This window comes from Streptomyces sp. NPDC107522 (assembly GCF_055657525.1).
Window position 1 is genome coordinate 320,405 of the sequence record NZ_JBVKAU010000005.1, and the last position, 22,849, is coordinate 343,253.

Consider the following 22,849-nt stretch of genomic DNA (forward strand, 5'->3'; position numbering starts at 1 on the left):
GAAGTCTTCGAGGCCGATCGGCGAGGTCAGGGGGTGAAGTGATCCAGCGCGACCTGGAGGGTCTCCACCTGCCGCGGCCAGCCCTCTTCCGGTCCCGCCACCAGCACCGCGTACTGCGTGCCGTTCTCGGCCACGAACGCGCGGTCGACGACCTTGCGTCGGGTGCCGTCCGGGCGGTCGTACGCGTAGACCAGCTCGGCAGCCTGTTCGCCGGGGCCGTCCGGGGTGTCCTGGAGGCTGAGTTCGCGGTAGTTCTTGTTCGCGCTCCTCAGCGTCCGGGACGTCTGGCTCAGTGAGTCGTAGGGGGTCAGGGCCCCTTCCGTGTCCGTGTAGATCTGCACCAGGCCGGTGCCGTCGGGGGAGTTGTAGAAGACCCCGTTGTCCTTCTCCTGCCGCTCCCAGCCCTCCGGTACGGCGATCGTGAAGCCCGCCGCGTCCTCCTGGAGCACATACCCCGACGGCACCTCGGTCGAGGTCGAGGGCGAGGTCGAAGGCGTGGGTGAGGTCGGTGACGGAGTCTGCGTGGGCCAGGTGCCCCCGGTGTCCGTCGGTGACGGGCCGGCGACGGACGCCGCCGTCCCGGCCTCGCCGCCCGCCCCGTCGTCCTGCAGCGCCAGCACGCCGAAGGCGACGCCTCCCGCGACGACGGCGACCGTCGCGCCCGCGATCAGGGCAGTCGTACGCCGGGACCTCGGCAGCGGAGCGGGTGGTGGCGTCACCGTGTAGGTCATGTCACCGTCGTCGCCCTGCCCTTCGGACCAGGCGGCCGGGCCCGGCGGGGCGTACCCGGGTAACGGCGGTGGCGGTGCCGTCGGCGGTACGACCGCCCCGGACGCGCCGTCCGTCTCCCAGCGCTGGGTCTCGTCGTTCCAGCGCAGGCCGCCGTCCCCCGACATTCCACTCATCCCGCCGTCCCCCGATATACCGCTCATCCCGCCGTCCCCCGCCGCACCGCTCATCCCGCCGTCACCCTCCCAGCAGTGCCGCCACCGCCTGTGTCACCGCCGCGCCCGAGGCCGCCAGGCCCACCGCCGTGGCCGCGTCCTGGAGGGCCTGGCGCAGGCGGGTCAGCCGTCCCGGGGTCGCCTCACCGGTGTTCTGGATCTCGTCCTGCGTCTCGTCGAGCTGTCGCGTCAGCTCGTCGGTCTCGGGGGTGCGGGCGAACGCCCTCAGCTCCTCGCGCAACTGCCGTACCACCTGGAGCAGTTCCTCCTGCTCGGCGGCGAGGGCAGGGCGCTGGGCCTCGTAGTTGTTCGCCACGCTGTGGGCGCCGAAGGCGAAGGCGCCCTTCGCCGTGCCGATGCGGATGTTCTGGGTGCCCGGCGGAAGCCCGCCTCCCGACGCCTGCTCATCCGTTGCCACTGTCCGTCCCTCCCGAGGTTCCGGTTCCGGCTTCCTGGTTGTTGGCCACGCTGCGCTCACCGAGGGCGAAGGCGCCGCTGGCCTGCTCGATCAGCACACCGCCGTTGCTGACGTTGATGATCTTCTGTTCGAACTCCTCGGTGCGGTACCCCGCCTCGCGCAGGGCACGGCGCACCCCGTTGGCCACGCGGTCCTGGATCGTCTTCAGGTAGCGCTGGTGGTCCATCTCCTGGAAGAGCGACGCCGCGTCGTCCGAACCCAGTTCGCGGACCGATACGGCCGGGCCGTCCGGCAGCGCCCGGCCGGAGCCGCGGGAGGCCAGCCGGCCCAGCAGGGTGAGCGTCCGCCACACGGTGACCACGGACTGGCCGGCGGAGTGCGGAACGCGGGACAGCGCCCAGACCGCCTTGCCGAGGGGGTTGGCGTGCAGGAAGTCGTGGGCCAGCCGGTCGGCCTCCCGGAACTGCGGCCGCACCGGGCGCAGAACGTGCGGGGCGACCTCCAGCATCAGCATGCCGCCCTGCGTGTGCACCCGGACGAACACCGTGGTGACCAGCTCCTCCTCCCAGCCGCCGACCTGCACCCGCAGGAAGTGGCGCCGGGTCTCCCCGCCCTCCTCGACGGCACGGGCCCGGTGCTGCTCGAACTGCCCGGCGCCGTACGGGGCGTGCTGCCTGCTGGGCAGTCCGTCCACCGGGAGGAAGACGCACTCGTCGACGTCCAGCTGCCGCAGCCGGTCCCGCACCGCCGCCGCGCCCTGCGGGGTGCGGGCGGTGGCGGGCTCGCGCAGGGCCTGAAGCAGGGGCTTGATCCGGTCCAGGACGGTCTGGTTGTCCAGCGGCAGCGGCTTCGCCAGATCCTCTCGGGGGCGGAGTTCCACGGACAGGGACCAGGTGTCGTACGGGGAGCCCGCGCCGCAGAAGGGCCGGTCCGCCCGGTACATCACCAGCCGCGCGTGCTGCTCGACCCGGATACGGTCCCGCAGGTGGTGGAAGCGGCTGTTCTCGGTGGTCCGCTCGGCCGGGTCGGCGGCGGCGTCGGGGAACCTCGGCCGGGACAGCTCACCGGCCAGCGCGCGGGCGACCTGATGGCGCTCGACACCGACGCCCAGCGCCACCACCAGCGGAAGCGCCAGTGCGATCCAGGCGTTCAGGCGCGAGGTGTCGGACAGAAGCGTCTCGAACGCCAGGCCGGGGAGCAGCAGGAAGTCCCAGAACTCCCGGATGTTGTCGAACAGTTCGTAGTCGTCGGTACCGAAGGCGTACAGCGTCAGCACGGTGTAGAGCACGGAGAGCCGCGCGTACAGACGCAGGATCCACGCCGGATAGCGGCGGTACCAGGCGGGCCGTGGGGCCGGTCCGCGCATCCTGGTGGCCAGGTACATCAGCACGACCGGCATCAGGAACATCAGGCTGAGCCAGTTGGTGAGCGGCACACTGATGATCCACAGGAACAACACCGCCGCCGCCCAGCCCAGTTGGAGGCGTTGCGCACGCAGGGCGTGGGCCAGGACGCGGGCCGCGTCGAAGCCGAACGAGGGGGCGACGACGCGCTCGTCGTGGACGTAGAGCTCCTCGATGACCGTATGGCGGTATGTCTCGTCGAGATAGGCGCCGGCGCACAGCAAGCGCGTCGCCTCGCTGGCGTGCGGGGCGGTGCGGTGCGGTGCGGACCGTCCGTCCGACGGCTCCGGTTGCTGCGGCACCAGGATCTGCTGCGTCACTGTCTCGTCCCCCGAGGCGTACGGCCTTGTGCAGTAAGTGAGTTGACGGGCCAACACTTCAGCATAAGGAGTGACGGACCGGCTACCGAGTGAATAAACGGTGGAGGAAAACGCGGCCGGGGCGCGTGGGGTGCGGCAGCTGTTGTGACGGTCCGGGCCATTGACGCGCAAGTGATTCGATTCTACGTTCCCGTCCGAAGTGGCGATCGTTGTTCGAGATACGGAACAGGAGCGTTCCCCCCACATGAGCCCCATGAGCCGCATGAGCCGCAAGCGCACCACCCTCCTCGCCGTCCCCGCCGCCGCCCTCCTCGCCCTCATCCCGTCCTCGGCGTCGGCCTACCCCAACCCCGGCCGGGTCACCGGCTCCCTCGTCACGCACGACCCGTCGATGATCCGCACCTCGTCGGGCCAGTACCTGCTGTACGCCACCGGCGGCGGCATCGCCAACAAGACGTCGTCCGACCGCACCGCCTTCAGCGCGGGCGCCGACGCCTTCTCCTCCCGGCCGAGCTGGTGGCGGAACTACTCCTCCGTCCCCGAGGCCTGGGCGCCGGACATCTCGTTCCAGGGCGGCAAGTACCTGATGTACTACTCCGTCTCGTCGTTCGGCTCGAACACGTCCGCCATCGGCCTCGCCACCTCCACCACCGGCCGGCCCGGCAGCTGGACCGACCAGGGCACGGTCCACACCTCCAGCTCCTCCAGCGACTACAACGCCATCGACCCGAACCTCTTCGTCGACAGCGACGGCAAGTGGTGGCTGTCCTTCGGCAGTTGGTGGACCGGCATCAAGATGATCCAGATCAACCCGTCCACCGGGAAGCAGCTCGGCTCCAACACCACGCGCTACTCCCTCGCCTCCCGCCCGACCGGCACCAAGGCCGTCGAGGCACCCTTCATCGTCAAGCGGGGCGGCTACTACTACCTCTTCGCCTCGTACGACACCTGCTGCGCGGGCACCAGCTCCACCTACAAGGTCAAGGTCGGCCGCGCCACCAGCGTCACCGGGCCGTACGTCGACAAGAACGGCGTCTCGATGATGAACAACGGCGGGACACCCGTCCTCGAGTCGCACGGCAGCGTCATCGGCCCCGGCGGCCAGTCGATCATGAACGACGTCGACGGGGACCTGATCGTCTACCACTACTACGACGGCAGCGACAACGGCACGCCCAAGCTGGGCATCAACCTTCTGAACTGGAGCACCGGATGGCCCGTCGCCTACTGACCCTGCTGGCGGCGCTGCTGCTGGCCCTGTCGCTCGGCCAGCCGTCCGCGAGCGCGGCGTCCTTCACCAACCCGGTCAAGACGCAGAAGGGCGCCGACCCCTGGATCTCCTACTACAACGGCAACTACTACCTGGTGACGACGAGCTGGACCGACGTCATCACCATGAGAAAGTCCCCGACCCTGGCCGGGCTCGCCACCGCGCCCAGCGTGCAGGTGTGGAAGGGTGACGCGGCGAGCCGTTGCTGCAACATCTGGGCGCCCGAGATCCACTTCCTCAACGGCCGCTGGTACCTCTACTACGTCGCCGGGCAGAACATCTCCGACTACAACCCGACCCAGCGCACCCACGTCCTGGAGAGCTCCGGCTCCGACCCTATGGGGCCGTACACCTACAAGAGCCAGCTCAACTCCGCCTGGATGCTGGACCCGAACGTGGCGACCATCAACGGCCAGTTGTACCTGTTCGGCAGCGCGAGCGGCGGCACGCAGAACCTGGTCGCCGCCCGGATGTCCAACCCGTACACCCTCGCCACCGGCTTCTCCACCATCTCCACGCCGACCTACGACTGGGAGCGCAACGGCACGGTCAACGAGGGCCCGGAGATCCTCCAGCGCGGTGGAAGGACCTTCCTCATCTACTCGGCCAGCGGCTGCTGGACGCCCGACTACAAGCTCGGCCGGCTGACCCTGACGGGTTCCGACCCCCTGTCGGCCTCCTCCTGGACCAAGAAGTCCACGCCGGTCTTCCAGCGCAATGACGCGAACGGCGTCTACGGCCCGGGCCACAACGGCTTCTTCACGTCCCCCGACGGCACCGAGAACTGGATCGTCTACCACGCCAACGACTCCGCCTCCGACGGCTGCGACAACGGCCGTACCACCCGGGCCCAGAAGTTCACCTGGAACTCCGACGGCACACCGAACTTCGGCACCCCGGTCCGCCTCGGCGCCTCCCTCACCGGCCCCTCCGGAGAGCCGTCCAGCGCCTCGACCACCTACACGGTCGTCAACCGCAACAGCGGCAAGTGCCTCGATGTCGCCGGGAGTTCGACGGCCGACGGCGCCGGCGTCCAGCAGTGGACGTGCAGCGGCGGCAACAACCAGAAGTGGCGCCTGGAAGACCTCGGCGACGACACCCACCGCCTGGTGAACGTCGCCACCGGCAAGGTCCTGGACACCGAGAACTGCTCGTCCGCGGACGGCGCCGACCTACGCCAGTGGTCCTGGCTGAACAACACGTGCCAGCGCTTCCGGTTCGTGGCGACAGACGGCGGCTACGTCCGCATCGTCAACCAGGCCACCGGCAAGGTGGCCGACGTGGCCAACTGCGGAACGACGGACGGAACGGACGTACGCCAGTGGTCTTGGCTGGGCAACGCTTGCCAACAGTGGCGCTTGAACCCGGCGTAGCTGCAGCCAACCCAGGGGCGCGGGGAACTGCGCGACAAGCCACAACGGACCCGCCCTCGCCCGCGTCCCAACACCTCCTACGGCGAGAAGGCGCTACCCGGCCTGCCCCATCCCCGCCGCATTCGGCCAACTCTGACTGTTCGGCCACCCGGTCGCCGGGGCCGGAGTAAGCCCCGGCCCGGTCGTACCCCGAACCTGCGCGGCCGTAAGCCCACCACGTGCCGGCACCCCGGGCGGCGTGGGCCCAGGCATCGCAGCCGCAGCCGGCGCCACAGGTGACGGGAACGGCATGGGCGCAGGCGCCGCAGGGGCGGGCGCCGGCGCAGGCGCGGGCGCCGGCATCGGTGCCACAGGCATAGGCGCCGGCATCGGCATGCCGGTCCCCTGCGGAACCGCCTGTGGCTGAGGCGCCGCCATGGCTTGCGCGGCGAGCCCCTGCATGCCGGAACCGTTCGTGGAGCTGACCAGCCGATCCACGGCCGCCGTACCCGAGCTGTAGTTGGTCCCTGTACCGAGCTCGGGTACGGCGGCTCCCCTCCTGGACCCGTAGAGCACCTGCTCCAGGCCGGACACCAGGCGACGCACGTCCGTCTGGGGGCGCACCACGAGTCGCAGGAAGCGGCTGGACGAACCGATCTTGTTGCCGCACTCGCGGACCAGGATCCGGTGCTCGGTGAGCAGCCGGTCCCGGACCACGGTGCCTTCGGCGCCCACGGGGAGGCGCACGAAGAGGAAGTTGCCCTGGGACGGGTAGACCGTCAGGCCGGGCAGCGCGGCGAGCTGGCCGGCCATGTCCAGGCGGTCCCGGCGCACCTGCTGCAGGCTCTGCGCGTACTCGGGACCGTGTTCCTTCAGCATGAACACCACGTGCTCGGCGAAGGCGTTGAGGTTCCACTTCGGCAGCATCGAGCGGACCATGCCCGCGAGCGCCGGGTTGGCGACGAGGTAGCCGAAGCGTATGCCGTGCAGGCCGAAGTTCTTGCCGAGGCTGCGCAGGACGATGACGTTCGGCCGCAGCATGGCCTCCTGGACGACCGACGGCTCCTGCTCGGCGTCGGCGAACTCCAGGAAGGACTCGTCGATGACGACCAGGTCCAGGTCGGCCATCGCGTCCATGAACTGCACGAGCGCGTGCTTGTGGGTATAGCCGCCGTCAGGGTTGTTCGGGTTGCAGATCACCGCGACCCGGGTGCCCCTGGCCCGGATGAACTCTGCGTACTGGGCGAGGTCCAGGGCGAACCCGCTGGACTCCTGGAGCGGGAACATGTCGACCCGCTTGCCGGTCTCCATCGGCTGGTCGGTCCAGCGGCCGAAGGTGGGGACGGGGATGGCGAGGGACTCCCGGACCATCAGGTGGTCGATCCAGGTGATGAGCTCGGTCGAGCCGTTGCCCATCGCCACGCACTGCGGCGGGAGCTGGAGCAGGCTGCACAGTTCGGCCGTGATCGTGTCGGCGCTGCTCGGGTAGTAGGTGATGATGTCCCGCAACCGGCCCGCCATCTCGTCGAACATCTCAGGCGTGGGGAAGTACGGGTTGCAGGGGATGCAGAAGTCGATCGGACCGGCCCCGTCGCCGCCCTCCCGCGTCAGCGCCGCCATCGACGGACTGTGCGCCGCGGTGCTGCGGAACAGCGAGGTGACGTTGTCGGCCATGGAACCTCCGTGTATGGGTGGCCCGCGCGGGGGAGCACGGGCCGCCCATACATACGAAGGCTGGGGTGGCGCTGTTCAACCACTGAGAGATTGGTGAGAACTTGTGTGCCACCTGTGAAGAGCCGTCAGAAGAGGCTCCTACGGCCTCAGCGGCTGAACGAGTGGATCGTCGTCGACCGGTACGTCTGTCCCGGCCGCAGCACCGTCGACGGGAACGACGGCTGGTTCGGCGAGTCCGGGAAGTGCTGCGTCTCCAGGCACAGCGCGTCGCCCTGCCGGTAGGTGCGGCCGGACGGGCCGACCAGGGTGCCGTCGAGGAAGTTGCCGGAGTAGAACTGCAGACCCGGCTCGGTGGTCGCCATCCGCAGGGTGCGGCCGGAGGAGGGGTCCTTCAGCGTCGCGCACCACTCGGGCTTCGGCGAGATGCCCTTGTCGAGCACCCAGTTGTGGTCGATGCCCTTGCCGTACAGCAGCTGCTGGTGGGCCTCGCGGATGTCCTCGCCGATCGCCTTGGTGCGGCGGAAGTCGAAGGGGGTGCCCGCGACGGGGGCCAGCTCACCGGTGGGGATGAGGCCCGAGTCGACGGGGGTGTAGCGGGACCCGGCGATCTTCAGCTCGTGGTTCTCGATCGTGCCGCTGCCCTCGCCGGCGAGGTTCCAGTACACGTGGCTGGTGAGGTTGACGACGGTGGCCTTGTCGGTGGTGGCCGCGTAGTCGATGCGCCAGTCGCCGTGCCTGGTGAGGGTGTACGTCACCTTCACCTTGAGCGTGCCCGGGTAGCCCATCTCGCCGTCGACCGACGTGTAGTACAGGTGCAGGCCGACGTCGGAGCCCTTGGTGAACGGCTCGATGTCCCACACGTGCTTGTCGAAGCCCTTGGCGCCGCCGTGCAGGCTGTTCTCGCCGTCGTTGACGGACAGCTGGTGGGTCTTGCCGTCGAGGGTGAACTTGCCCTTGCCGATGCGGTTGCCGTACCGGCCGATCAGGGCGCCGAAGTACGGGGACTTGGCGACGTAGTCCTCGATGTTGTCGAAGCCCAGGGAGACGTTGGCGTAGTGGCCCTTGCGGTCCGGGATCTCCAGGGACTGCACGATGCCGCCGTAGGAGAGGACCTTCATACGGGTGCCGCCGTTGGCCAGCGACCAGCTGTAGATCTTCGTGCCGTCGGCGAGCTTGCCGAAGAGGGACTTCACCGGGGTCCTGCCTCCCGTGGCGTGTGCCGTGCCGCCGAGCGTCGTCGCGGCTATGCCCGCGGCCGCGGCTCCTGCGATGACCGTGCGTCTGTTCAGTTCCATGTGCGGCTCCACTTCGTTGGGAAAACGCTGGGAAAGAAGCCGGGCCCCGCCTTCTGGCGGGGCCCGGGTTCGTTCACGAACCGGACTTGCGCTTGTTCCACACGTCGAATCCGACCGCGGCCAGCAGGGCGAGGCCCTTGATGACCTGCTGCCAGTCGGTGCCGACGCTGAGGAGGTTCATGCCGTTGTTCAGCACGCCGAGGACGAGACCACCGATGATCGCGCCGAGGACGGTACCGACACCGCCGCTCATGGACGCGCCACCGATGAACGACGAGGCGATCGCCTCGAGTTCGAAGTTCAGGCCCGCCTTCGGAGAGGCCGCGTTCAGACGGGCGGCGACCACCAGACCCGCCAGGGCCGCGAGCACGCCCATGTTCAGGAAGACGTAGAAGGTGACCTTCTTGTCCTTGACGCCGGACAGCTTCGCCGCCGGCAGGTTGCCGCCGATCGCGTAGATGTGCCGGCCGAAGACCGCGTTGCGCATGACGTAGCCGTAGCCGACCACCAGCACCCCGAGGACGATCAGGATGATCGGGGCGCCCTTGTAGCTGGCGAGCAGCATGGTGACCGCGGCGATCGCCGCGATGATGGCGACGAGCTTGAGCAGGAAGGCGTTCCGCGGCAGCACGTCCAGCGAGAACTCCTGCTGGCGCTTGCGGTCCCGGATCTCCTGGGCGACCACGAAGGCGGCCAGGGCGAGGCCCAGCAGCAGGGTGATGTTGTGGTAGTTCGTGGTCGGGCCGACCTCCGGCAGGAAGCCGTTGCCGAGCTTCTGCAGACCGTCCGGGAACGGGCCGAGGGTCTGGCCCTCGAGGAAGATCTCCGTCAGACCGCGGAAGAGGAGCATTCCGGCGAGGGTGACGATGAACGACGGTATCCCCAGATACGCGATCAGGTATCCCTGCACCGAGCCCGCGACCGCGCCCACCACGAGGCACAGCACCAGGGCCACGGGCCATGCCACATCGTGTTGGACCGTCAGCACGGCCGCGAACGCGCCCACGAACGCCGTCAGCGAGCCGACCGACAGGTCGATGTGGCCCGCGATGATCACCAGCATCATGCCGATCGCGAGGATCAGGATGTAGCTGTTCTGCAGCACCAGGTTGGAGACGTTGCGGGGCAGCAGCAGGTCGCCGTCGGTCCACACCGCGAACAGGACCACGAGCAGGCCGAGCGCGATCAGCATGCCGTACTGCCGCATGTTGCGGCGCAGGCCGTCCAGCATCAGCTGCAGCAGGCCGCCGCCCGCGGCTGATCCGCCGGACTTCCCGGGCGGCGCCGGGGCCGGGGTCTTGGCGGTCACATCCGTGCTCATCGGGTTACCTCTTTGTCCTTCGTCATCTGGCGCATCAGCACTTCCTGCGTGGCCTCGGCGCGCGGGACCTCGCCCGTGAGCCGCCCGGCGGCCATGGTGTAGATGCGGTCGCACATGCCGAGCAGCTCGGGCAGCTCGGAGGAGATGAAGACGACCGCCTTGCCCTGGGCGGCCAGCTGGTCGATGACCGTGTAGATCTCGTACTTGGCGCCCACGTCGATACCGCGGGTGGGCTCGTCCAGGATCAGCACGTCCGGACCGGCGAAGATCCACTTGCTGAGGACGACCTTCTGCTGGTTGCCGCCGGACAGCCTGCCCACCGTCTCGAAGACGGTCGGCGCCTTGATGTTCATGGACTTGCGGAAGCCCTCGGCGACCTGCCGCTCCCCGTGCTCGTCGACCACACCGCGCCTCGCGACCTTGCCCAGGGCGCTCAGCGAGATGTTCCGGTTGATGTTGTCGATGAGGTTGAGGCCGTAGTGCTTGCGGTCCTCGGTGACGTACGCGATGCCGTGCGAGATCGCCTCCGCGACGGTCTTCGTACGGATCTCCTTGCCGTCCTTGAGGACCGTGCCGCCCGCATGCCGGCCGTAGGAGCGGCCGAAGACGCTCATCGCGAGTTCGGTGCGGCCGGCTCCCATCAGGCCCGCGATGCCGACGATCTCCCCGCGCCGCACCTGGATCGACACGTCGTCGACCACCTTGCGCTGCTGGTCGATCGGGTGGTGCACGGTCCAGTTGCGGATCTCCAGGGCCGGTGCCGCGCCCACTTCCGGCTCGTGCGGGGTGCGCTCGGGGAAGCGGTGGTCGAGGTCCCGGCCGACCATGCCGCTGATGATCCGGTCCTCGGTGGTCTCCGGGGCCTTCACGTCGAGCGTCTCGATGGACCGCCCGTCGCGGATGATCGTCACCGAGTCGGCGACCCTGCGGATCTCGTTGAGCTTGTGGGAGATGATGATCGAGGTGATGCCCTGCTTCTTCAACTCCAGGATCAGATCGAGGAGTTTGCCGCTGTCCTCGTCGTTCAGCGCCGCGGTGGGCTCATCCAGGATGAGCAGCTTCACCTTCTTCGACAGCGCCTTCGCGATCTCCACCAGCTGCTGCTTGCCCACGCCGATGTCGGCGACGCGGGTCTCCGGGTGGTCGTCCAGACCGACCCGGCGCAGCAGCTCGGTGGCGTGCCGCAGGGTCTCCCGCCAGTCGATGAACCCGCCCTTGGCGTGCTCGTTGCCGAGGAAGATGTTCTCCGCCAGCGAGAGGTACGGCGACAGCGCCAGCTCCTGGTGGATGATGACGATGCCGCGCTCCTCGCTCGCGCGGATGTCCTTGAACTCGCAGACCTCACCCTCGAAGAGGATGTCGCCCTCGTACGTGCCGTGCGCGTGGACGCCGGAGAGCACCTTCATCAAGGTGGACTTGCCGGCGCCGTTCTCACCGCAGATGGCGTGGACCTCGCCCTGACGGACGGTCAGCGTGACGTCCGACAGCGCCTTGACACCGGGAAAGGTCTTGACGATCGAGCGCATTTCCAGGACGGGTCCCGCCATGGTCGTGCCTTCCAATCAGTAGGTGCCGACGGTTACTTGAGCTCGTCCGCGGTGTAGTAGCCGCCGCCCACGAGGACCTTCTCGTAGTTGCTCTTGTCGACGCTGACCGGCTGCAGCAGGTAGGCCGGCACGACCTTGGCGCCGTTGTCGTAGGTCTTGGTGTCGTTGACCTCGGGCTTCTTGCCGTTGAGGACCGCGTCGACCATGTTTCCGGCGACCTTGGCCAGCTCACGGGTGTCCTTGTAGACGGTCTGCGTCTGCTGGCCCGCGATGATCGACTTCACCGAGGCGAGCTCGGCGTCCTGGCCGCTGATGACCGGCAGCGGCTTGCTGGCGGAGCCGTAGCCGTCCGACTTCAGCGCGGCGATGATGCCGATGGAGATGCCGTCGTACGGCGAGAGCACGGCGTCGACCCGGCCGCTCTTGTAGGTGGACGTGAGGATGTCCTCCATGCGCTTCTGGGCGGTGGCGCCGTCCCAGCGCAGGGTGGTGACCTGGGTGAGCTTGGTCTGGCCGGACTTGACGACGAGCTGCTTCTTGTCGATGTACGGCTGCAGGACCTTCATCGCGCCGCCGAAGAAGTACTTCGTGTTGTTGTCGTCGTTGGAGCCGGCGAACAGCTCGATGTTGAACGGGCCCTTCTTGGAGCCGTCCTTCAGGCCGAGCTTCTCGACGAGGTAGCCGGCCTGCAGCTCGCCGACCTTCTCGTTGTCGAACGACGCGTAGTAGTCGACGTTCGGCGTGCCGAGGATCAGACGGTCGTAGGCGATGACGGGGATGTCCGCGTCCTTCGCCTGCTGCAGCACGTTGTTCAGCGACTTGTTGTCGATGGCCGCGATGATCAGGCCCTTGACACCCTGCGTGATCAGGTTCTCGATCTGGGCGACCTGCTGGTCGGGGTCGTCCTCGCCGTAGACCAGCTTGGTCTTGTAGCCCTTGGCCTCGAGGTCCTTGACGACGTTCTTGCCGTCGGCGATCCAGCGCTCGGAGGACTTGGTCGGCATCGCGATACCGATCGTGCCGCCCTTGGCGCTGCCCTTGTCCTCGTTGCTGCCGCCCTCACTGTTCTGGCCGCAGGCGGACAGGGTCAGGGCGAGGGAGGCGGCTCCGGCTATGGCGGCGAGTGCGGCTCTGCGAGTACGCATGATCATCATCCTTGATGTGTGTGGGGCGGGCTCGGTCTGGCGGTGCGAAGACGCCTGACGAAGGGCGGTGTGCGGATCGACCGAGGGTGTGTGGGATTGTGTTCGACTGCGTCTTCTTTTGTGAAGGGGTTTTGTCCGGAACGTTATGCGGGAATTTCGAACCGCTTCAGCGTCCCGGGCAGCCGTGAACCGAGAGGCGCCATGTCGCCGCCGGCTCCGTGCCGTGCGAGGAGGTCCAGGGCGAGCCGGCCGCGCCGGACGCGTTCCTTGGCGGTGGCCAGCGTCAGGTCCCGCATGTGGTTGCCGTACGGGTAGATGCCGGGGGCCTTGGACAGACCGAACTTCAGGTAAAGCGGTGCGCCGCGCCGGATCAGCTCGGCGACCTCGTACATCCGGATGTAGCCGCCGAGGTCGTCCGGGGCCTCGATGTACATGTCCATGGGGGCGCCGGACACCCGCCGGATCTCGGTGAGGTGATCGAGCGTCAGATCGCTGGGCACATTGACCGAGTCGGCGCCCAGCTGCTCGTACACCGCGTACGCGGCCGGGTTGACGGGGCCGATCAGCGCGCTCACCTTGAGCGTCGTGTCGGCCGGGATGATCCCGGCGGCCCGTGCCCGGTGCAGCGTCCACAGCACGCCCTCGTCGGCGACGAGCAGGCACTTGACGCCCAACTCCGTTGCCCGCACCGCGTCTTCGACGCATCCGGCGACGGCGTCGTGGCCCCGGGCGCGCAGTCCGGCCCCCCGCGAGTCGGTGCGCGTGGACCCGCCGATGTCCCAGGTGCCGCGCGGGCCGGTGAACAGGCAGAGCTCGATGTCACGCTCGCCGGTCGCCTCGACCATCTCGGTGATCTCGGCGTCGGTGAGCATCCAGATACCGCTGCCCTGACTGATCCGGTGGATCGGCACGTCGAGTCGCGAGGCTTCCTTCAGGACGACGGCCAGCGCTTCGGGACCCTCGCACGAGGGGATCTCGGTGCGCCAGCGGCCGCCGCCCGGGAAGGTATGGGGCGAGGCGTCGGCGGGGGAGAGGTCGGGCGCGCCCAGGCCGAGGGCGGCGAGCGCCTGCTCGCCGGGTCGGCGGGCTGCGGAAGCGTCGGTCACAAGCTGTCCTTCGTGTTCGAGATTTCGGACGAGGTTCGCGGCTCAGGGTGTGGGTGGCTTGGGTGTACGCCGGTACGGGAGCCGTCAGGTTGCCCCCGTACCGGCGTACGGCTGAGGGGTCCCTCAGGGACGGAGGAGCACCTTGCCCACCTTCGGATCACCGGACCCGACGAGCTCGATCGCCTGCGGGAACTCCTCCAGCGGCAGCTCGTGCGTGACCAGCGGCAGCGGATCGAGCAACCCGGCCCCGAACACGCGCACCGTGTGCGCCCAGGCATCCGGCGGCGCCCCGAAGACGGTGTGCACCTCCAGCTGCCGTACGACGAGATCCGTGGGGTCCAGCCCGTGCGCACCCGGCGCCGGGATCCCGGTCAGGACCAGCCGCCCGCCGCGCCTGAGCAGGGCGGCCGAGGTGCGTGCGGCGTCGGCTGACCCGGCGGTCTCGATGACGACGTCGAAGTCGTCGGGAAGCTCCTGGTCCTTGGTACGGAAGTCCGTGGCGCCGTACTGCCGCGACAGCTGCTCCCTGTCGCTGCGGGTGCCGACGACGAGCAGCTCGGCCGGCGAGCCAGCCTTCAGGAACTGAACGGCGAACATCCCGAGCGTCCCGGTGCCGACCACCGCCACCCGCTCACCCGGCAGCGCGTTCGCCTTGATCGCGGCGGCCGCGATACAGGCGGCCGGCTCCAGCAGGGCGGCGGCGGTCAGGTCCGCGTCGTCCGGCAGGACGTGCAGCAGCCGGGCCGGCAGCGTGAGCGTGGTGGCCATGGCGCCGGGCTGGGTGAACCCGGTCTCCTCGTACCCGGCGGTGCACAGCGTGGTCTCACCGGCGTGGCAACGGTCGCAGACCTGGCAGTTGCGGAAGCCCTCACCGACGACCTTGCGGCCGACGAGCGAGTCCGGCACCCCGGCGCCGACCGCCTGCACGGTCCCGGACCACTCATGGCCGGGCGTGAGCGGGTAGCGGACGTATCCCTCGGGCCGGTTGCCCTGGTACACCTCCCGATCGCTGCCGCAGATGCCGACCGCGTGGACGCGGACGAGGGCCTCCCCGGCGGCCGGCTCACGCGGCGTGTGCTCGGTGAGCCGGTGCTCGCCGGGCGCCTCGATGACGACGGCGCCGCTCACTTCGTGCCCTTGGGCTTGCGCTGCTCCCAGCCCTCGGCCCACAGGTCGAAGCGGGCCTGCTGCTGCGGGAACTCGGCGGCGGCGTCGGCGTCGAACTCGACACCGAGACCGGGGGCGTCGGAGAGGTGGAAGCAGCCGTCTTCCGGATTCACCTGCGGGGCGCCCTTGACGACCTTCTTGATCTCCGCGTCGGCGAAGTCGTTGAAGTGCTCCAGGATCTTGAAGTTCGGCGAGGTGAAGCCGACCTGGAGAGAGGCGGCGGTGAGGACGGAGCCACCGACGTTGTGGGGAGCGACGAGCATGTAGTGGGTCTCGGCGGTCGCGGCCAGCTTGCGCGTCTCCCAGATGCCGCCGATGTGGCCGACGTCGGGTTGGATGATGTCGACGGCCTGGCTCTCGAAGAGCTCACGGAACTCGATGCGATCGTGAATCCGCTCGCCGGTCGCGACCGGGATGTCGACCTTGGCGGCGACCTTCTCCAGCGCCTTCAGGTTCTCCGGCGGGCAGGGCTCCTCCAGCCAGGCGGGCTTGAAGGGGGCGAGTTCGCGCGCGAGCCGGACGGCGGTGGCGGGGGAGAAGCGGCCGTGCATCTCCAGCATCAGCTCGGCGTCCGGGCCGATGGCGTCGCGGACGGCCTCGATGAGGGAGACGGCGTACAGGGTCTGCTCGTGGTCGAGCTCGAAGTGCCCGGTGCCGAAGGGGTCGATCTTCAGCGCCTTGTAACCGCGCTCCATGACGCCCTGAGCGGCCTTGTGGTACGCCTCCGGGGTCCGCTCGGTGGTGTACCAGCCGTTGGCGTACGCCTTGACCTTGTCGGTGACCTTGCCGCCGAGCAGCTGCCAGACCGGCACACCGAGCGCCTTGCCCTTGATGTCCCAGCAGGCCATCTCGATCACGGCGATCCCGGACATGACGATCTCGCCGGCGCGCCCGTAGTCGCCGTACTTCATGCGGCGGACGAGGTCTTCCACGGCGAACGGGTCGGAACCGAGGATGTGGTTGGCCTCGGCCTCCCGCAGATAGCCGATCAGCGCGTCGGTGTGGCCCAGCATCCGGGTCTCGCCGACTCCGGTGATGCCCTCGTCGGTGTGCACCTGGACGTATGTCAGGTTGCGCCACGGCGTCCCGACCACGTGTGTGCTGATTCCGGTGATGCGCACGGCAGTTGCCCCTTGCTGCGTCGTCGGCTCAATTCTGGTGCATCCCGGCGTGTTCGAAATTTCGTCACACGTTCGAAATGCTGACGTGACAGTAGGGAGGCGGCGGCGCGAGTGTCAATGGGTCGAACGCATAACGGTTTCGACACTGCTTTCGATAGGGATTTCGGACAGTGGGTCGCGGAGGGAGGGGGCGTGTCTGGCGTGTCCTGGCATATCCCTCAACTCGGCATGCCGGAACAGGTCGTTCCCTACAGAACTTTCACAGCTGTGACTATCAACCGTCCCCGTGCGGAACCTAGTCTTCCCGCGTCATGGACTACTGCCACCCGTGCCGACGGCACCTGAATGGCGCCCTCGCTTGCCCTGGTTGCGGCGCCACGGTCGAACATGTCCGCGCGTACGCGGGCGCGCCCAGCGAGGCGTACCCGCAGATGGCCGAGCGGACCGTGGGGGCGGCTGCGGGCCCGGCGGGGGCTCAGGGCTCCTACGGCGGGTACGACGGGCAGTACGCGGGCGGGGAGTACGGCGGCGGCTACCCGGGGCAGTACGGGAGCGGCGGCTATGAGGGCGCGGGCTACGCGGGCCAGGGCTACGAGGGTCAGAGCTACGAGGATGAGGGCTACGGCGCCGGGGGCTCCGAAGAGCCGGCGGACGCCGGGGAGGGCGCAGGCGTCGCGGAGGCCGCGGAGGCCGAGGTCGCGTCGGCCGCGCCCGTCGGCGGGCGGGCCGCGCGGAGGGCCGCGCAGCGGCGTGGCCGAGGGCGGGGGCGTGGCGCAGACGAGCACGCGGAGTACGCCGAAGACGCTGGGCACGACGAGTACGACGACTACGACGACTACGACGACTACGACGAGGAAGACGACGGCGACCTGGACGAGGAGTCCGGGTCGGCGGGCACGAGCCGTCGCGATCGCAAGGCCGCCGCGCATCGCCGCCGGCGTCGCCGGGCCCTGCTGGTCGCCGCGGGGTTCGTGCTGGCCGCGGGCGGTCTGAGCCTCGCCGAGCTGGGCATGGACGCCCCGGGCGCGGACCCGAAGCCCGCGGCGGCCGGGGACGAGTCGGCGGAGGGCGCGGCGGCGGAGGAGGTGTCGGCGTCACCGGAGGCGACGGACGGGACGGCACGGACGGAGGCACCGTCGCCGGATCCCTCGACGTCTCCCTCGGCCTCGAAGTCACCGAAGGACGAGGACGACAAGAAGAAGGGCGAGGACAAGACCCCCGACGAGGACGCCCCGTCGGCGACGGCCGGCAGCGGCGGCTCCGGCACGTCCACCTCGGCTCCCACCGCCACGTCCGAGCCGCAGAACCCGGCACCCACCCAGGAACCGACCACATCGGTCCCGACCCCGGACCCCTCGCCGTCGGAGACGTGCGAGCGGTTCCTGTGGTGGTGCACCTGAGCCGGCGGTGCACGTAAACCGTTCACCTTCGCGAATCTCCACGCCCGGCCTGACCTGCCCGGTATCTCGACGTCCCGCCTCACCTGTTCCGGGTGATCCCGCGGGCGCGCGGCGCTGTGACCATGCGGGCAGGAGGTCCGGTCATGGCCACGCTGCACGACGGTCCGCTCCCCGCGACGGACGACGGAACCCTTTCCCCGGCCGAGCGCGCGGCACTCGGCAAGAGGGCACGCGCGCGTGTACCGCGCTCCGCGCACGCCGCCTATGAGCCCGAAGAGAAGCGGCCGGACCCCGTCGACATCATCGAGCGACAGTCCGCCGCCCGCGTCCCCGAACTGGTCCCCGTCCGGTACGGCCGGATGCTCGAATCGCCCTTCCGCTTCTACCGGGGAGCCGCGGCGATCATGGCCTCCGACCTCGGCGCCGCCCCGCACACCGGGCTGTACGCCCAGCTGTGCGGCGACGCGCACCTGCTGAACTTCCGGCTCCTGGCCTCCCCGGAACGCCATCTCGTCTTCGACATCAACGACTTCGACGAAACCCTGCCGGGCCCCTTCGAGTGGGACGTCAAGCGGCTCGCCGCGAGTCTGGTGATCGCCGGCCGCGCCAATGCCTTCCCGGCGAAGGAGTGCGACACCCTCGTCCGCGCCGGAGTGGAGGCGTACCGCGAGCGTATGCGGGAGTTCGCCGCCATGCGCACCCTCGACGTCTGGTACGCGCGGGACGACTTCGACCGGATCACGGCACTCCTGCCCGAGCCGCTGAGCGAGGACGACGAGCAGCGGGCCGCCCGCGCGTCGGCGAAGGCCCGTGCCCGGACGGGTCTGCAGGCCGCCGCGAAGCAGACGCGCGTGGTGGACGGCGTCCCCCGGATCATCTCGGATCCCCCCTTGATCACCCCCCTCGCGGAACTGCTGCCCGGCACGGAGGGCGACGAACTGGCACAGACCCTGCGGGCCCTGATCGCCGACTACGCGCACAGCCTGTCGTCGGAGCGGCGGCACCTGCTGAGCCGGTTCCACGTGGTCGACATGGCACGCAAGGTCGTCGGGGTCGGCAGTGTCGGCACCCGCTGCTGGATCATCCTGCTGCTCGGCCGCGACGAGGAGGACCCGCTCCTGCTGCAGGCCAAGGAGGCCGGCGAGTCCGTCCTCGCGCCCTACTGCGGCGCGAGCCCGTACGAGAACCAGGGCGAGCGGGTGGTGGCCGGGCAGCGGCTCATGCAGGCCGCCGGCGACATCTTCCTCGGGTGGCAGCACGTCACCGGGCTCGACGGCCGTGAACGCGACTTCTACGTACGGCAGTTGCGGGACTGGAAGGGCATCGCACGTCCCGAGACCATGGACCCCGGGACCCTGGCGCTGTTCGCCCGGCTGTGCGGCGCCTCACTGGCCCGGGCGCACGCCCGCTCGGGCGACCCCATCGCCATCGCCGCCTATCTCGGCCGGAGCGACACCTTCGACCGCGCCCTGGCGGAGTTCGCCCGGGCCTACGCCGACCAGAACGAACGCGACCACCAGGCACTGGCCGACGCGGTGAACGACGGGCGCGTCACGGCCCGGACCGATCCGACGGGGTGAACGAGGGGCGCGTCACCGCCCGGACCGATCCGACGGAGTGACACGGACCCGCTCCGGCACGGACATCTCCGGCACGGACCCGCTCTCCCGCAGCTCCTGCCCACCGGCCTCGGCGGCAGTACGCGCGTACCAGCGGCCGTACCGCTGGACGAGCGCCACCGACGAGACCCCCTGGAGCAGCATGCTGAGGCCGACGGTGACGGCGACCACCCGCCCCAGTGTCTGCGCCCCCGGCGCATGCTCCTCTACGAGCAGCAGCGCCAGGACGACGGAGACCAGGCCCCGCAGCCCGAACCAGCCGATGTACGCGACCGTCGGCTTCCGCAGCCCGCTTCCCGCCAGGGCGACGGCCACGGGGAGCATCCGCACGACCGTCACGCTCAGCGCGGCGTACAGGACGATCTCCCAGGTCAGGTGCTGCAGCGCCGGGCCGAGCAGCACCGCCCCGAAGACCATCAGGCTCATCGACGCCAACAGCCTGCCGAGGTTCTCGGCGAAGTCGGGTGTGTGGCCCGGGCCCTGCAGTCTGGCGCCGGTCGGGTGGCTGCGCGCCATGTGTCCGAAGGCGAATCCGGCGGCCCAGGCCGCGATGAAGCCGCTGCCGTCGGTGAGGACGGCCAGTTCGTACGCAGACACGGCGACGCCGAGCACGTACACCTGCCCCCAGTCCCGGGCCACCCAGCCACGCGCCAGGGCCGCCCGCAGCAGCCGCCCGCCTAGGCTTCCGACCAGCAGCCCCAAGGCGCTGCTGAGCAGGAGGGAGCGCCAGAGGGCACCCGCGACGCCTTCCTGCGCGTAGGAGGTGCCGGGGACGGTGGCCGCGAAGACGACGAAGAGCGGCAGGACCAGACCGTCGTTCAGACCGCACTCCATGTTCAGACCGTGGCGGACGAGTGGCGGCACACCGGGGTCGGACATGGCGGTCCGGCCCACGGCCGCGTCGGTGGGCGTGAGGATCACCCCCACCAGGGCCAGCTCCCACACGGTCAGCCCGGGCAGCAGCGGCCATGCCAGCAGCCAGCCCGCGCCGATGCACAGCGGGACGCCGATGCCGAGCAGCCGAGCGGGCAGGAAGGCGCCCGTGACCAGGTGGTGCCGCTGGACGCTCATGGCGTCGGTGAACAGGACCAGAGTCAGCGCGGCCTCCATCAGGGCCACGATCGGGGCGGCGTAGTGCTCGATGTCGACGACGTGGAGGACGGCGGGACCGATGAGGATGCCGCTGCCCGTGAACACGATCGCCGACGTGACGGGCGTGGCCGCCAGCCGGTGCGAGACGAGGGCGTAGGCGGCGGTGACACCCGCCAACGCCAGTCCCGCCCAGGCACCGTCGCTCATCGTGCCGCCCTCCTCAGACCCTGGCAGCCGGTCCCCTCGGTTCATGGCAGCAGGGCGACGGCCGCAGCGTCCTCACCCTTCGAGGGTGACGACGGACGCGGCCCTCGGGGATCAGGCTCGGTGGTGTACGGCTGCATCCGCGGCCCGGTGAGGAAAGGAGGCCGGACATGGCCACCACCGCTCGCCCCGAGCATCGCGAGAGGACGCAGGTCGCCGCCACCGGCCTGACGCTGTTCGCCGGAGTGATGCTGTTCATCTCCGGGATCCTTGATCTCTTCCGGGGGATCATGGCGATCGCCGAGGACGACGTCTACGTCTCCACCCCCAACTACGTCTTCAAGTTCGACCTGACCAGCTGGGGCTGGATCCACCTGCTGTTCGGGGCGATCGCCGTGGTCGTGAGCTTCGGCCTGTTCGCGGCGAAGACATGGGCGAGGGTCGTCGGCGTCGGCATCGCGGCGCTGCTGATCATCGCCAACTTCCTGTCCATCCCGTACTACCCGGTCTGGTCGCTCACGCTGATCGCGATGTACGCGTTCATCATCTGGGCGTTGTGCGTGGTGAAGCGGGACACCTTCGCCGATTAGGCGACGCTGCTCGCCCGTATGGGCCCGCCGGGCATGCCGTCACGGCGGTGCGCGGACGCAATGGAGGGGAGGGAGGGGTCCTGGACGACCTGGAGTCCGTATGAGCGCCGCGCACCAGCCCTCCGCCCCTGTGCGCATCGTCCGAGCCACCGCTTCCGCGGTGCTGATCGTCGTCACCTGCATCCTCGTGCCCGTCGCACTGATCACGGTGTGGGTCCACGACATCGCGCTCGACACGGACCGGTATGTGAAGACGGTGGCTCCGCTGGCCACCGAGCCGGCCGTCCAGGACGCGGCCGTCCACCGGATCTCGGAGGCCGTGGACGTCCGCATCGACGGCGACCAGGCCGCCGCGGAGCTCGCCGAGTGGCTGGGCTCCCAGGGGCTGCCGCCCCGGGCGACGGCCGCCGTACGGGGGCTCGGGCCGCAGATCGACTCGGCCGTGGACGGCGCGGTGACGAAGGTCGTCACGCGGGTCGTGCACAGCGACGCCTTCGCCACCACGTGGAAGAGCGCCAACGAACGGGCACACGGCGCCGTCGTGGACGCCCTCACCGGAGAGGGCCGGGGTGCCGTGGGGGTCGAGGGCGGCACGGTCACCCTCGATGTCGGCACGGTCGTCGAGGAGGTGAAACAGCAACTCGTCGACGCCGGGCTGTCGCCCGCCGAGAAGATCCCCGAAGTCGACAAGCAGCTGGTGCTGTTCCAGTCCGAGGAGCTGGAGAAGATCCGCGACGGCGCGCACCTGCTGGACGTGGTCGGCTACTGGGTGCCCGTCCTCACCGTCGTCATCGGCGCGGCCGGCCTGCTGCTGGCCCGCCGACGGCGGCGCGCCCTGGCCCGGACCGCGCTGGGCGCCGCCTTCGCCTGCCTCGTGGTGGCCGTCGCCCTGGTCCTGGTGCGCCGCTACTACCTGGACCATCTCCCGGCCGCCGTGCAGTCCGACGCGGCCGCGGCGGCCGTCTTCGACACCCTGCTGCGCTTCCTGCGGGCCGCCCTGCGCACGGCGATCGTGCTCGGCGTCGTGATCGCGCTCGGCGCCTATCTGGTCGGCCCCGGCCGACTGCCGGGGGCGATCCGCCGCTTCTCCGACCGCACCGCCGACTCCGTCGCGGTCTGGGCCGACGGGCACGAGATCCGGGCCGGACGGGTGGGCGCGTGGGCGCAGACCTACCGCCGGTCGATCGCCCTGTCCGCCCTGGTGGTCCTGGCTTTCTTCTTCGCGCTGTGGAACGACCCCACGGCGCTCACGATCCTGCTGCTGGTGCTCGTCCTGCTCGCCGTCCTGGCGATCCTGGCGCTGCTCGCGGCCGGCGGCCGGGTCGAGACGGCGAGGCAGCGGCCCACCCGTGAAGGGTGATGCCGCACGGACCGCTCCGACGCATCGTGAAGGCCTCGGGACCTTACGGGCCGCGCGGTCGTCGCGGCGGCCGGCAAGCGGAGGCGACCATGGACTACCCCCTGCTCGACGTCTTCCTCACCATGCTCTGGTTCTTCCTGTGGATCATGTGGATCATGCTGCTGGTCCGCGTGGTCATGGACGTCTTCCGTGACGACACGCTCAGCGGCTGGGGGAAGGCGGGCTGGACGCTGATGGTGTGCGTGCTGCCGTTCCTCGGCGTCTTCGTCTACCTGATCGCCCGCGGGCGCGGGATGGGCGAGCGCGAGCTGCGCCAGGCCCAGGACCGTGAACGGGCGTTCCGTGCCTACGTCCAGGAGGCCGCCGCGCCGGGCCCGAAGGCACCGGGCGCCAAGGCCGATGAACTGGGCAAGCTGGCCGCGCTGCATGACAAGGGCGCCATCACCGACGCCGAGTACGAGCAGGCCAAGACGAAGGTCCTGACCGGCTGAGTCACCGGCT

At 69.7% G+C, this 22,849-nt stretch carries 19 protein-coding genes; 7 read left to right on the forward strand and 12 right to left on the reverse strand.

Translation table 11 applies throughout. The annotated features are described in order from the left end of the window. Positions 1 to 26: 26 nt before the first annotated feature. The 3 genes from ACZ7L6_RS18620 to ACZ7L6_RS18630 form a co-directional block, all read right to left on the reverse strand. Complete coding sequence (locus tag ACZ7L6_RS18620; RefSeq protein WP_471925103.1) at positions 27 to 905, reverse strand: serine/arginine repetitive matrix protein 2; 879 nt, start codon at positions 903 to 905, stop codon at positions 27 to 29. A 61-nt stretch (positions 906 to 966) separates the two neighbouring features. Further along, positions 967 to 1,362, reverse strand: a complete 396-nt coding sequence (locus tag ACZ7L6_RS18625) for a hypothetical protein (protein WP_471925105.1) — start codon at positions 1,360 to 1,362, stop codon at positions 967 to 969. Then, positions 1,349 to 3,085 (reverse strand): hypothetical protein, encoded by a 1,737-nt coding sequence (locus tag ACZ7L6_RS18630; protein WP_471925107.1) that lies wholly within the window; start codon positions 3,083 to 3,085, stop codon positions 1,349 to 1,351. Before ACZ7L6_RS18630 ends, ACZ7L6_RS18625 begins: the two co-directional genes overlap by 14 nt. Positions 3,086 to 3,347: 262 nt before the next feature. Here ACZ7L6_RS18630 and ACZ7L6_RS18635 point away from each other — a divergent pair, with 262 nt between their 5' ends. Both ACZ7L6_RS18635 and ACZ7L6_RS18640 read left to right on the forward strand, forming a co-directional pair. Further along, a complete protein-coding gene (locus ACZ7L6_RS18635) occupies positions 3,348 to 4,316 on the forward strand; it encodes an arabinan endo-1,5-alpha-L-arabinosidase (RefSeq protein WP_471925689.1) in 969 nt (322 codons plus the stop codon). After that, the gene (locus tag ACZ7L6_RS18640; protein WP_471925109.1) at positions 4,298 to 5,728 is read left to right on the forward strand and encodes a family 43 glycosylhydrolase; all 1,431 of its coding nucleotides are present in this window, start codon (positions 4,298 to 4,300) and stop codon (positions 5,726 to 5,728) included. The genes ACZ7L6_RS18635 and ACZ7L6_RS18640 overlap by 19 nt, the downstream gene beginning before the upstream one ends. 93 nt (positions 5,729 to 5,821) lie before the next feature. Here the strand turns inward: ACZ7L6_RS18640 and ACZ7L6_RS18645 are convergent, their stop codons facing one another. From ACZ7L6_RS18645 to ACZ7L6_RS18680, 8 genes are all read right to left on the reverse strand, one after another. Further along, positions 5,822 to 7,381, reverse strand: coding sequence for a pyridoxal phosphate-dependent aminotransferase (locus ACZ7L6_RS18645; RefSeq protein ID WP_471925111.1), 1,560 nt, complete (start codon positions 7,379 to 7,381; stop codon positions 5,822 to 5,824). Positions 7,382 to 7,527: 146 nt separating this feature from the next. Then, the gene (locus ACZ7L6_RS18650; protein ID WP_471925113.1) at positions 7,528 to 8,676 is read right to left on the reverse strand and encodes an aldose epimerase family protein; all 1,149 of its coding nucleotides are present in this window, start codon (positions 8,674 to 8,676) and stop codon (positions 7,528 to 7,530) included. 73 nt (positions 8,677 to 8,749) lie between these two features. Then, a complete protein-coding gene (mmsB, locus tag ACZ7L6_RS18655; RefSeq protein ID WP_471925115.1) occupies positions 8,750 to 9,997 on the reverse strand; it encodes a multiple monosaccharide ABC transporter permease in 1,248 nt (415 codons plus the stop codon). Continuing rightward, a complete protein-coding gene (gene mmsA, locus ACZ7L6_RS18660; protein ID WP_471925117.1) occupies positions 9,994 to 11,544 on the reverse strand; it encodes a multiple monosaccharide ABC transporter ATP-binding protein in 1,551 nt (516 codons plus the stop codon). Before mmsA ends, mmsB begins: the two co-directional genes overlap by 4 nt. 32 nt (positions 11,545 to 11,576) lie before the next feature. After that, entirely contained in the window at positions 11,577 to 12,689 is a 1,113-nt protein-coding gene (gene chvE, locus ACZ7L6_RS18665; RefSeq protein ID WP_471925119.1) for a multiple monosaccharide ABC transporter substrate-binding protein, read from the reverse strand. 143 nt (positions 12,690 to 12,832) lie between these two features. Then, positions 12,833 to 13,795 carry a glycosyltransferase family protein gene (locus ACZ7L6_RS18670; protein ID WP_471925121.1) on the reverse strand — a complete coding sequence of 321 codons (963 nt, stop codon included), beginning with the start codon at positions 13,793 to 13,795 and terminating at the stop codon, positions 12,833 to 12,835. 123 nt (positions 13,796 to 13,918) lie between these two features. Beyond that, positions 13,919 to 14,923: a zinc-dependent alcohol dehydrogenase gene (locus tag ACZ7L6_RS18675; RefSeq protein WP_471925123.1), complete on the reverse strand. Its 1,005-nt coding sequence runs from the start codon at positions 14,921 to 14,923 to the stop codon at positions 13,919 to 13,921. Next, on the reverse strand, positions 14,920 to 16,083 hold the full coding sequence (locus tag ACZ7L6_RS18680) for a mandelate racemase/muconate lactonizing enzyme family protein (RefSeq protein ID WP_471925125.1): 1,164 nt from the start codon (positions 16,081 to 16,083) through the stop codon (positions 14,920 to 14,922). The genes ACZ7L6_RS18675 and ACZ7L6_RS18680 overlap by 4 nt, the downstream gene beginning before the upstream one ends. 311 nt (positions 16,084 to 16,394) lie before the next feature. On the opposite strand from ACZ7L6_RS18680, the gene ACZ7L6_RS18685 reads away from it, so the two are divergent. Together ACZ7L6_RS18685 and ACZ7L6_RS18690 are read left to right on the forward strand one after the other, a co-directional pair. Next, positions 16,395 to 17,483 (forward strand): SCO2400 family protein, encoded by a 1,089-nt coding sequence (locus tag ACZ7L6_RS18685; protein WP_471925127.1) that lies wholly within the window; start codon positions 16,395 to 16,397, stop codon positions 17,481 to 17,483. A 143-nt stretch (positions 17,484 to 17,626) separates the two neighbouring features. Then, positions 17,627 to 19,063, forward strand: coding sequence for a DUF2252 domain-containing protein (locus ACZ7L6_RS18690; RefSeq protein ID WP_471925129.1), 1,437 nt, complete (start codon positions 17,627 to 17,629; stop codon positions 19,061 to 19,063). Between the two features lie 12 nt (positions 19,064 to 19,075). Here ACZ7L6_RS18690 and ACZ7L6_RS18695 read toward each other — a convergent pair whose 3' ends face one another. Beyond that, entirely contained in the window at positions 19,076 to 20,401 is a 1,326-nt protein-coding gene (locus ACZ7L6_RS18695; protein ID WP_471925131.1) for a cation:proton antiporter domain-containing protein, read from the reverse strand. Between the two features lie 167 nt (positions 20,402 to 20,568). Here ACZ7L6_RS18695 and ACZ7L6_RS18700 point away from each other — a divergent pair, with 167 nt between their 5' ends. The 3 genes from ACZ7L6_RS18700 to ACZ7L6_RS18710 all read left to right on the forward strand — a co-directional run bounded on the left by ACZ7L6_RS18700 (position 20,569) and on the right by ACZ7L6_RS18710 (position 22,839). Next, on the forward strand, positions 20,569 to 20,988 hold the full coding sequence (locus ACZ7L6_RS18700) for a DUF7144 family membrane protein (RefSeq protein WP_471925133.1): 420 nt from the start codon (positions 20,569 to 20,571) through the stop codon (positions 20,986 to 20,988). 100 nt (positions 20,989 to 21,088) lie between these two features. Next, the gene (locus tag ACZ7L6_RS18705) at positions 21,089 to 22,348 is read left to right on the forward strand and encodes a hypothetical protein (protein WP_471925135.1); all 1,260 of its coding nucleotides are present in this window, start codon (positions 21,089 to 21,091) and stop codon (positions 22,346 to 22,348) included. Positions 22,349 to 22,437: 89 nt separating this feature from the next. Further along, a complete protein-coding gene (locus ACZ7L6_RS18710) occupies positions 22,438 to 22,839 on the forward strand; it encodes an SHOCT domain-containing protein (RefSeq protein ID WP_471925137.1) in 402 nt (133 codons plus the stop codon). Positions 22,840 to 22,849 lie beyond the last annotated feature (10 nt).

What these genes read in the sequence shown, in the direction of transcription:
- ACZ7L6_RS18635 (WP_471925689.1), top strand. Translation starts at nt 3,348, where the DNA reads ATGAGCCGCAAGCGCACCACCCTCCTCGCCGTCCCCGCCGCCGCCCTC.
- ACZ7L6_RS18700 (WP_471925133.1), top strand. Translation starts at nt 20,569, where the DNA reads ATGGCCACCACCGCTCGCCCCGAGCATCGCGAGAGGACGCAGGTCGCC.
- ACZ7L6_RS18685 (WP_471925127.1), top strand. Translation starts at nt 16,395, where the DNA reads ATGGACTACTGCCACCCGTGCCGACGGCACCTGAATGGCGCCCTCGCT.
- mmsB (WP_471925115.1), bottom strand. Translation starts at nt 9,997, where the DNA reads ATGAGCACGGATGTGACCGCCAAGACCCCGGCCCCGGCGCCGCCCGGG.
- ACZ7L6_RS18690 (WP_471925129.1), top strand. Translation starts at nt 17,627, where the DNA reads ATGGCCACGCTGCACGACGGTCCGCTCCCCGCGACGGACGACGGAACC.
- ACZ7L6_RS18645 (WP_471925111.1), bottom strand. Translation starts at nt 7,381, where the DNA reads ATGGCCGACAACGTCACCTCGCTGTTCCGCAGCACCGCGGCGCACAGT.
- mmsA (WP_471925117.1), bottom strand. Translation starts at nt 11,544, where the DNA reads ATGGCGGGACCCGTCCTGGAAATGCGCTCGATCGTCAAGACCTTTCCC.
- ACZ7L6_RS18650 (WP_471925113.1), bottom strand. Translation starts at nt 8,676, where the DNA reads ATGGAACTGAACAGACGCACGGTCATCGCAGGAGCCGCGGCCGCGGGC.
- ACZ7L6_RS18695 (WP_471925131.1), bottom strand. Translation starts at nt 20,401, where the DNA reads ATGAGCGACGGTGCCTGGGCGGGACTGGCGTTGGCGGGTGTCACCGCC.
- chvE (WP_471925119.1), bottom strand. Translation starts at nt 12,689, where the DNA reads ATGCGTACTCGCAGAGCCGCACTCGCCGCCATAGCCGGAGCCGCCTCC.
- ACZ7L6_RS18620 (WP_471925103.1), bottom strand. Translation starts at nt 905, where the DNA reads ATGAGTGGAATGTCGGGGGACGGCGGCCTGCGCTGGAACGACGAGACC.
- ACZ7L6_RS18710 (WP_471925137.1), top strand. Translation starts at nt 22,438, where the DNA reads ATGGACTACCCCCTGCTCGACGTCTTCCTCACCATGCTCTGGTTCTTC.
- ACZ7L6_RS18705 (WP_471925135.1), top strand. Translation starts at nt 21,089, where the DNA reads ATGAGCGCCGCGCACCAGCCCTCCGCCCCTGTGCGCATCGTCCGAGCC.
- ACZ7L6_RS18640 (WP_471925109.1), top strand. Translation starts at nt 4,298, where the DNA reads ATGGCCCGTCGCCTACTGACCCTGCTGGCGGCGCTGCTGCTGGCCCTG.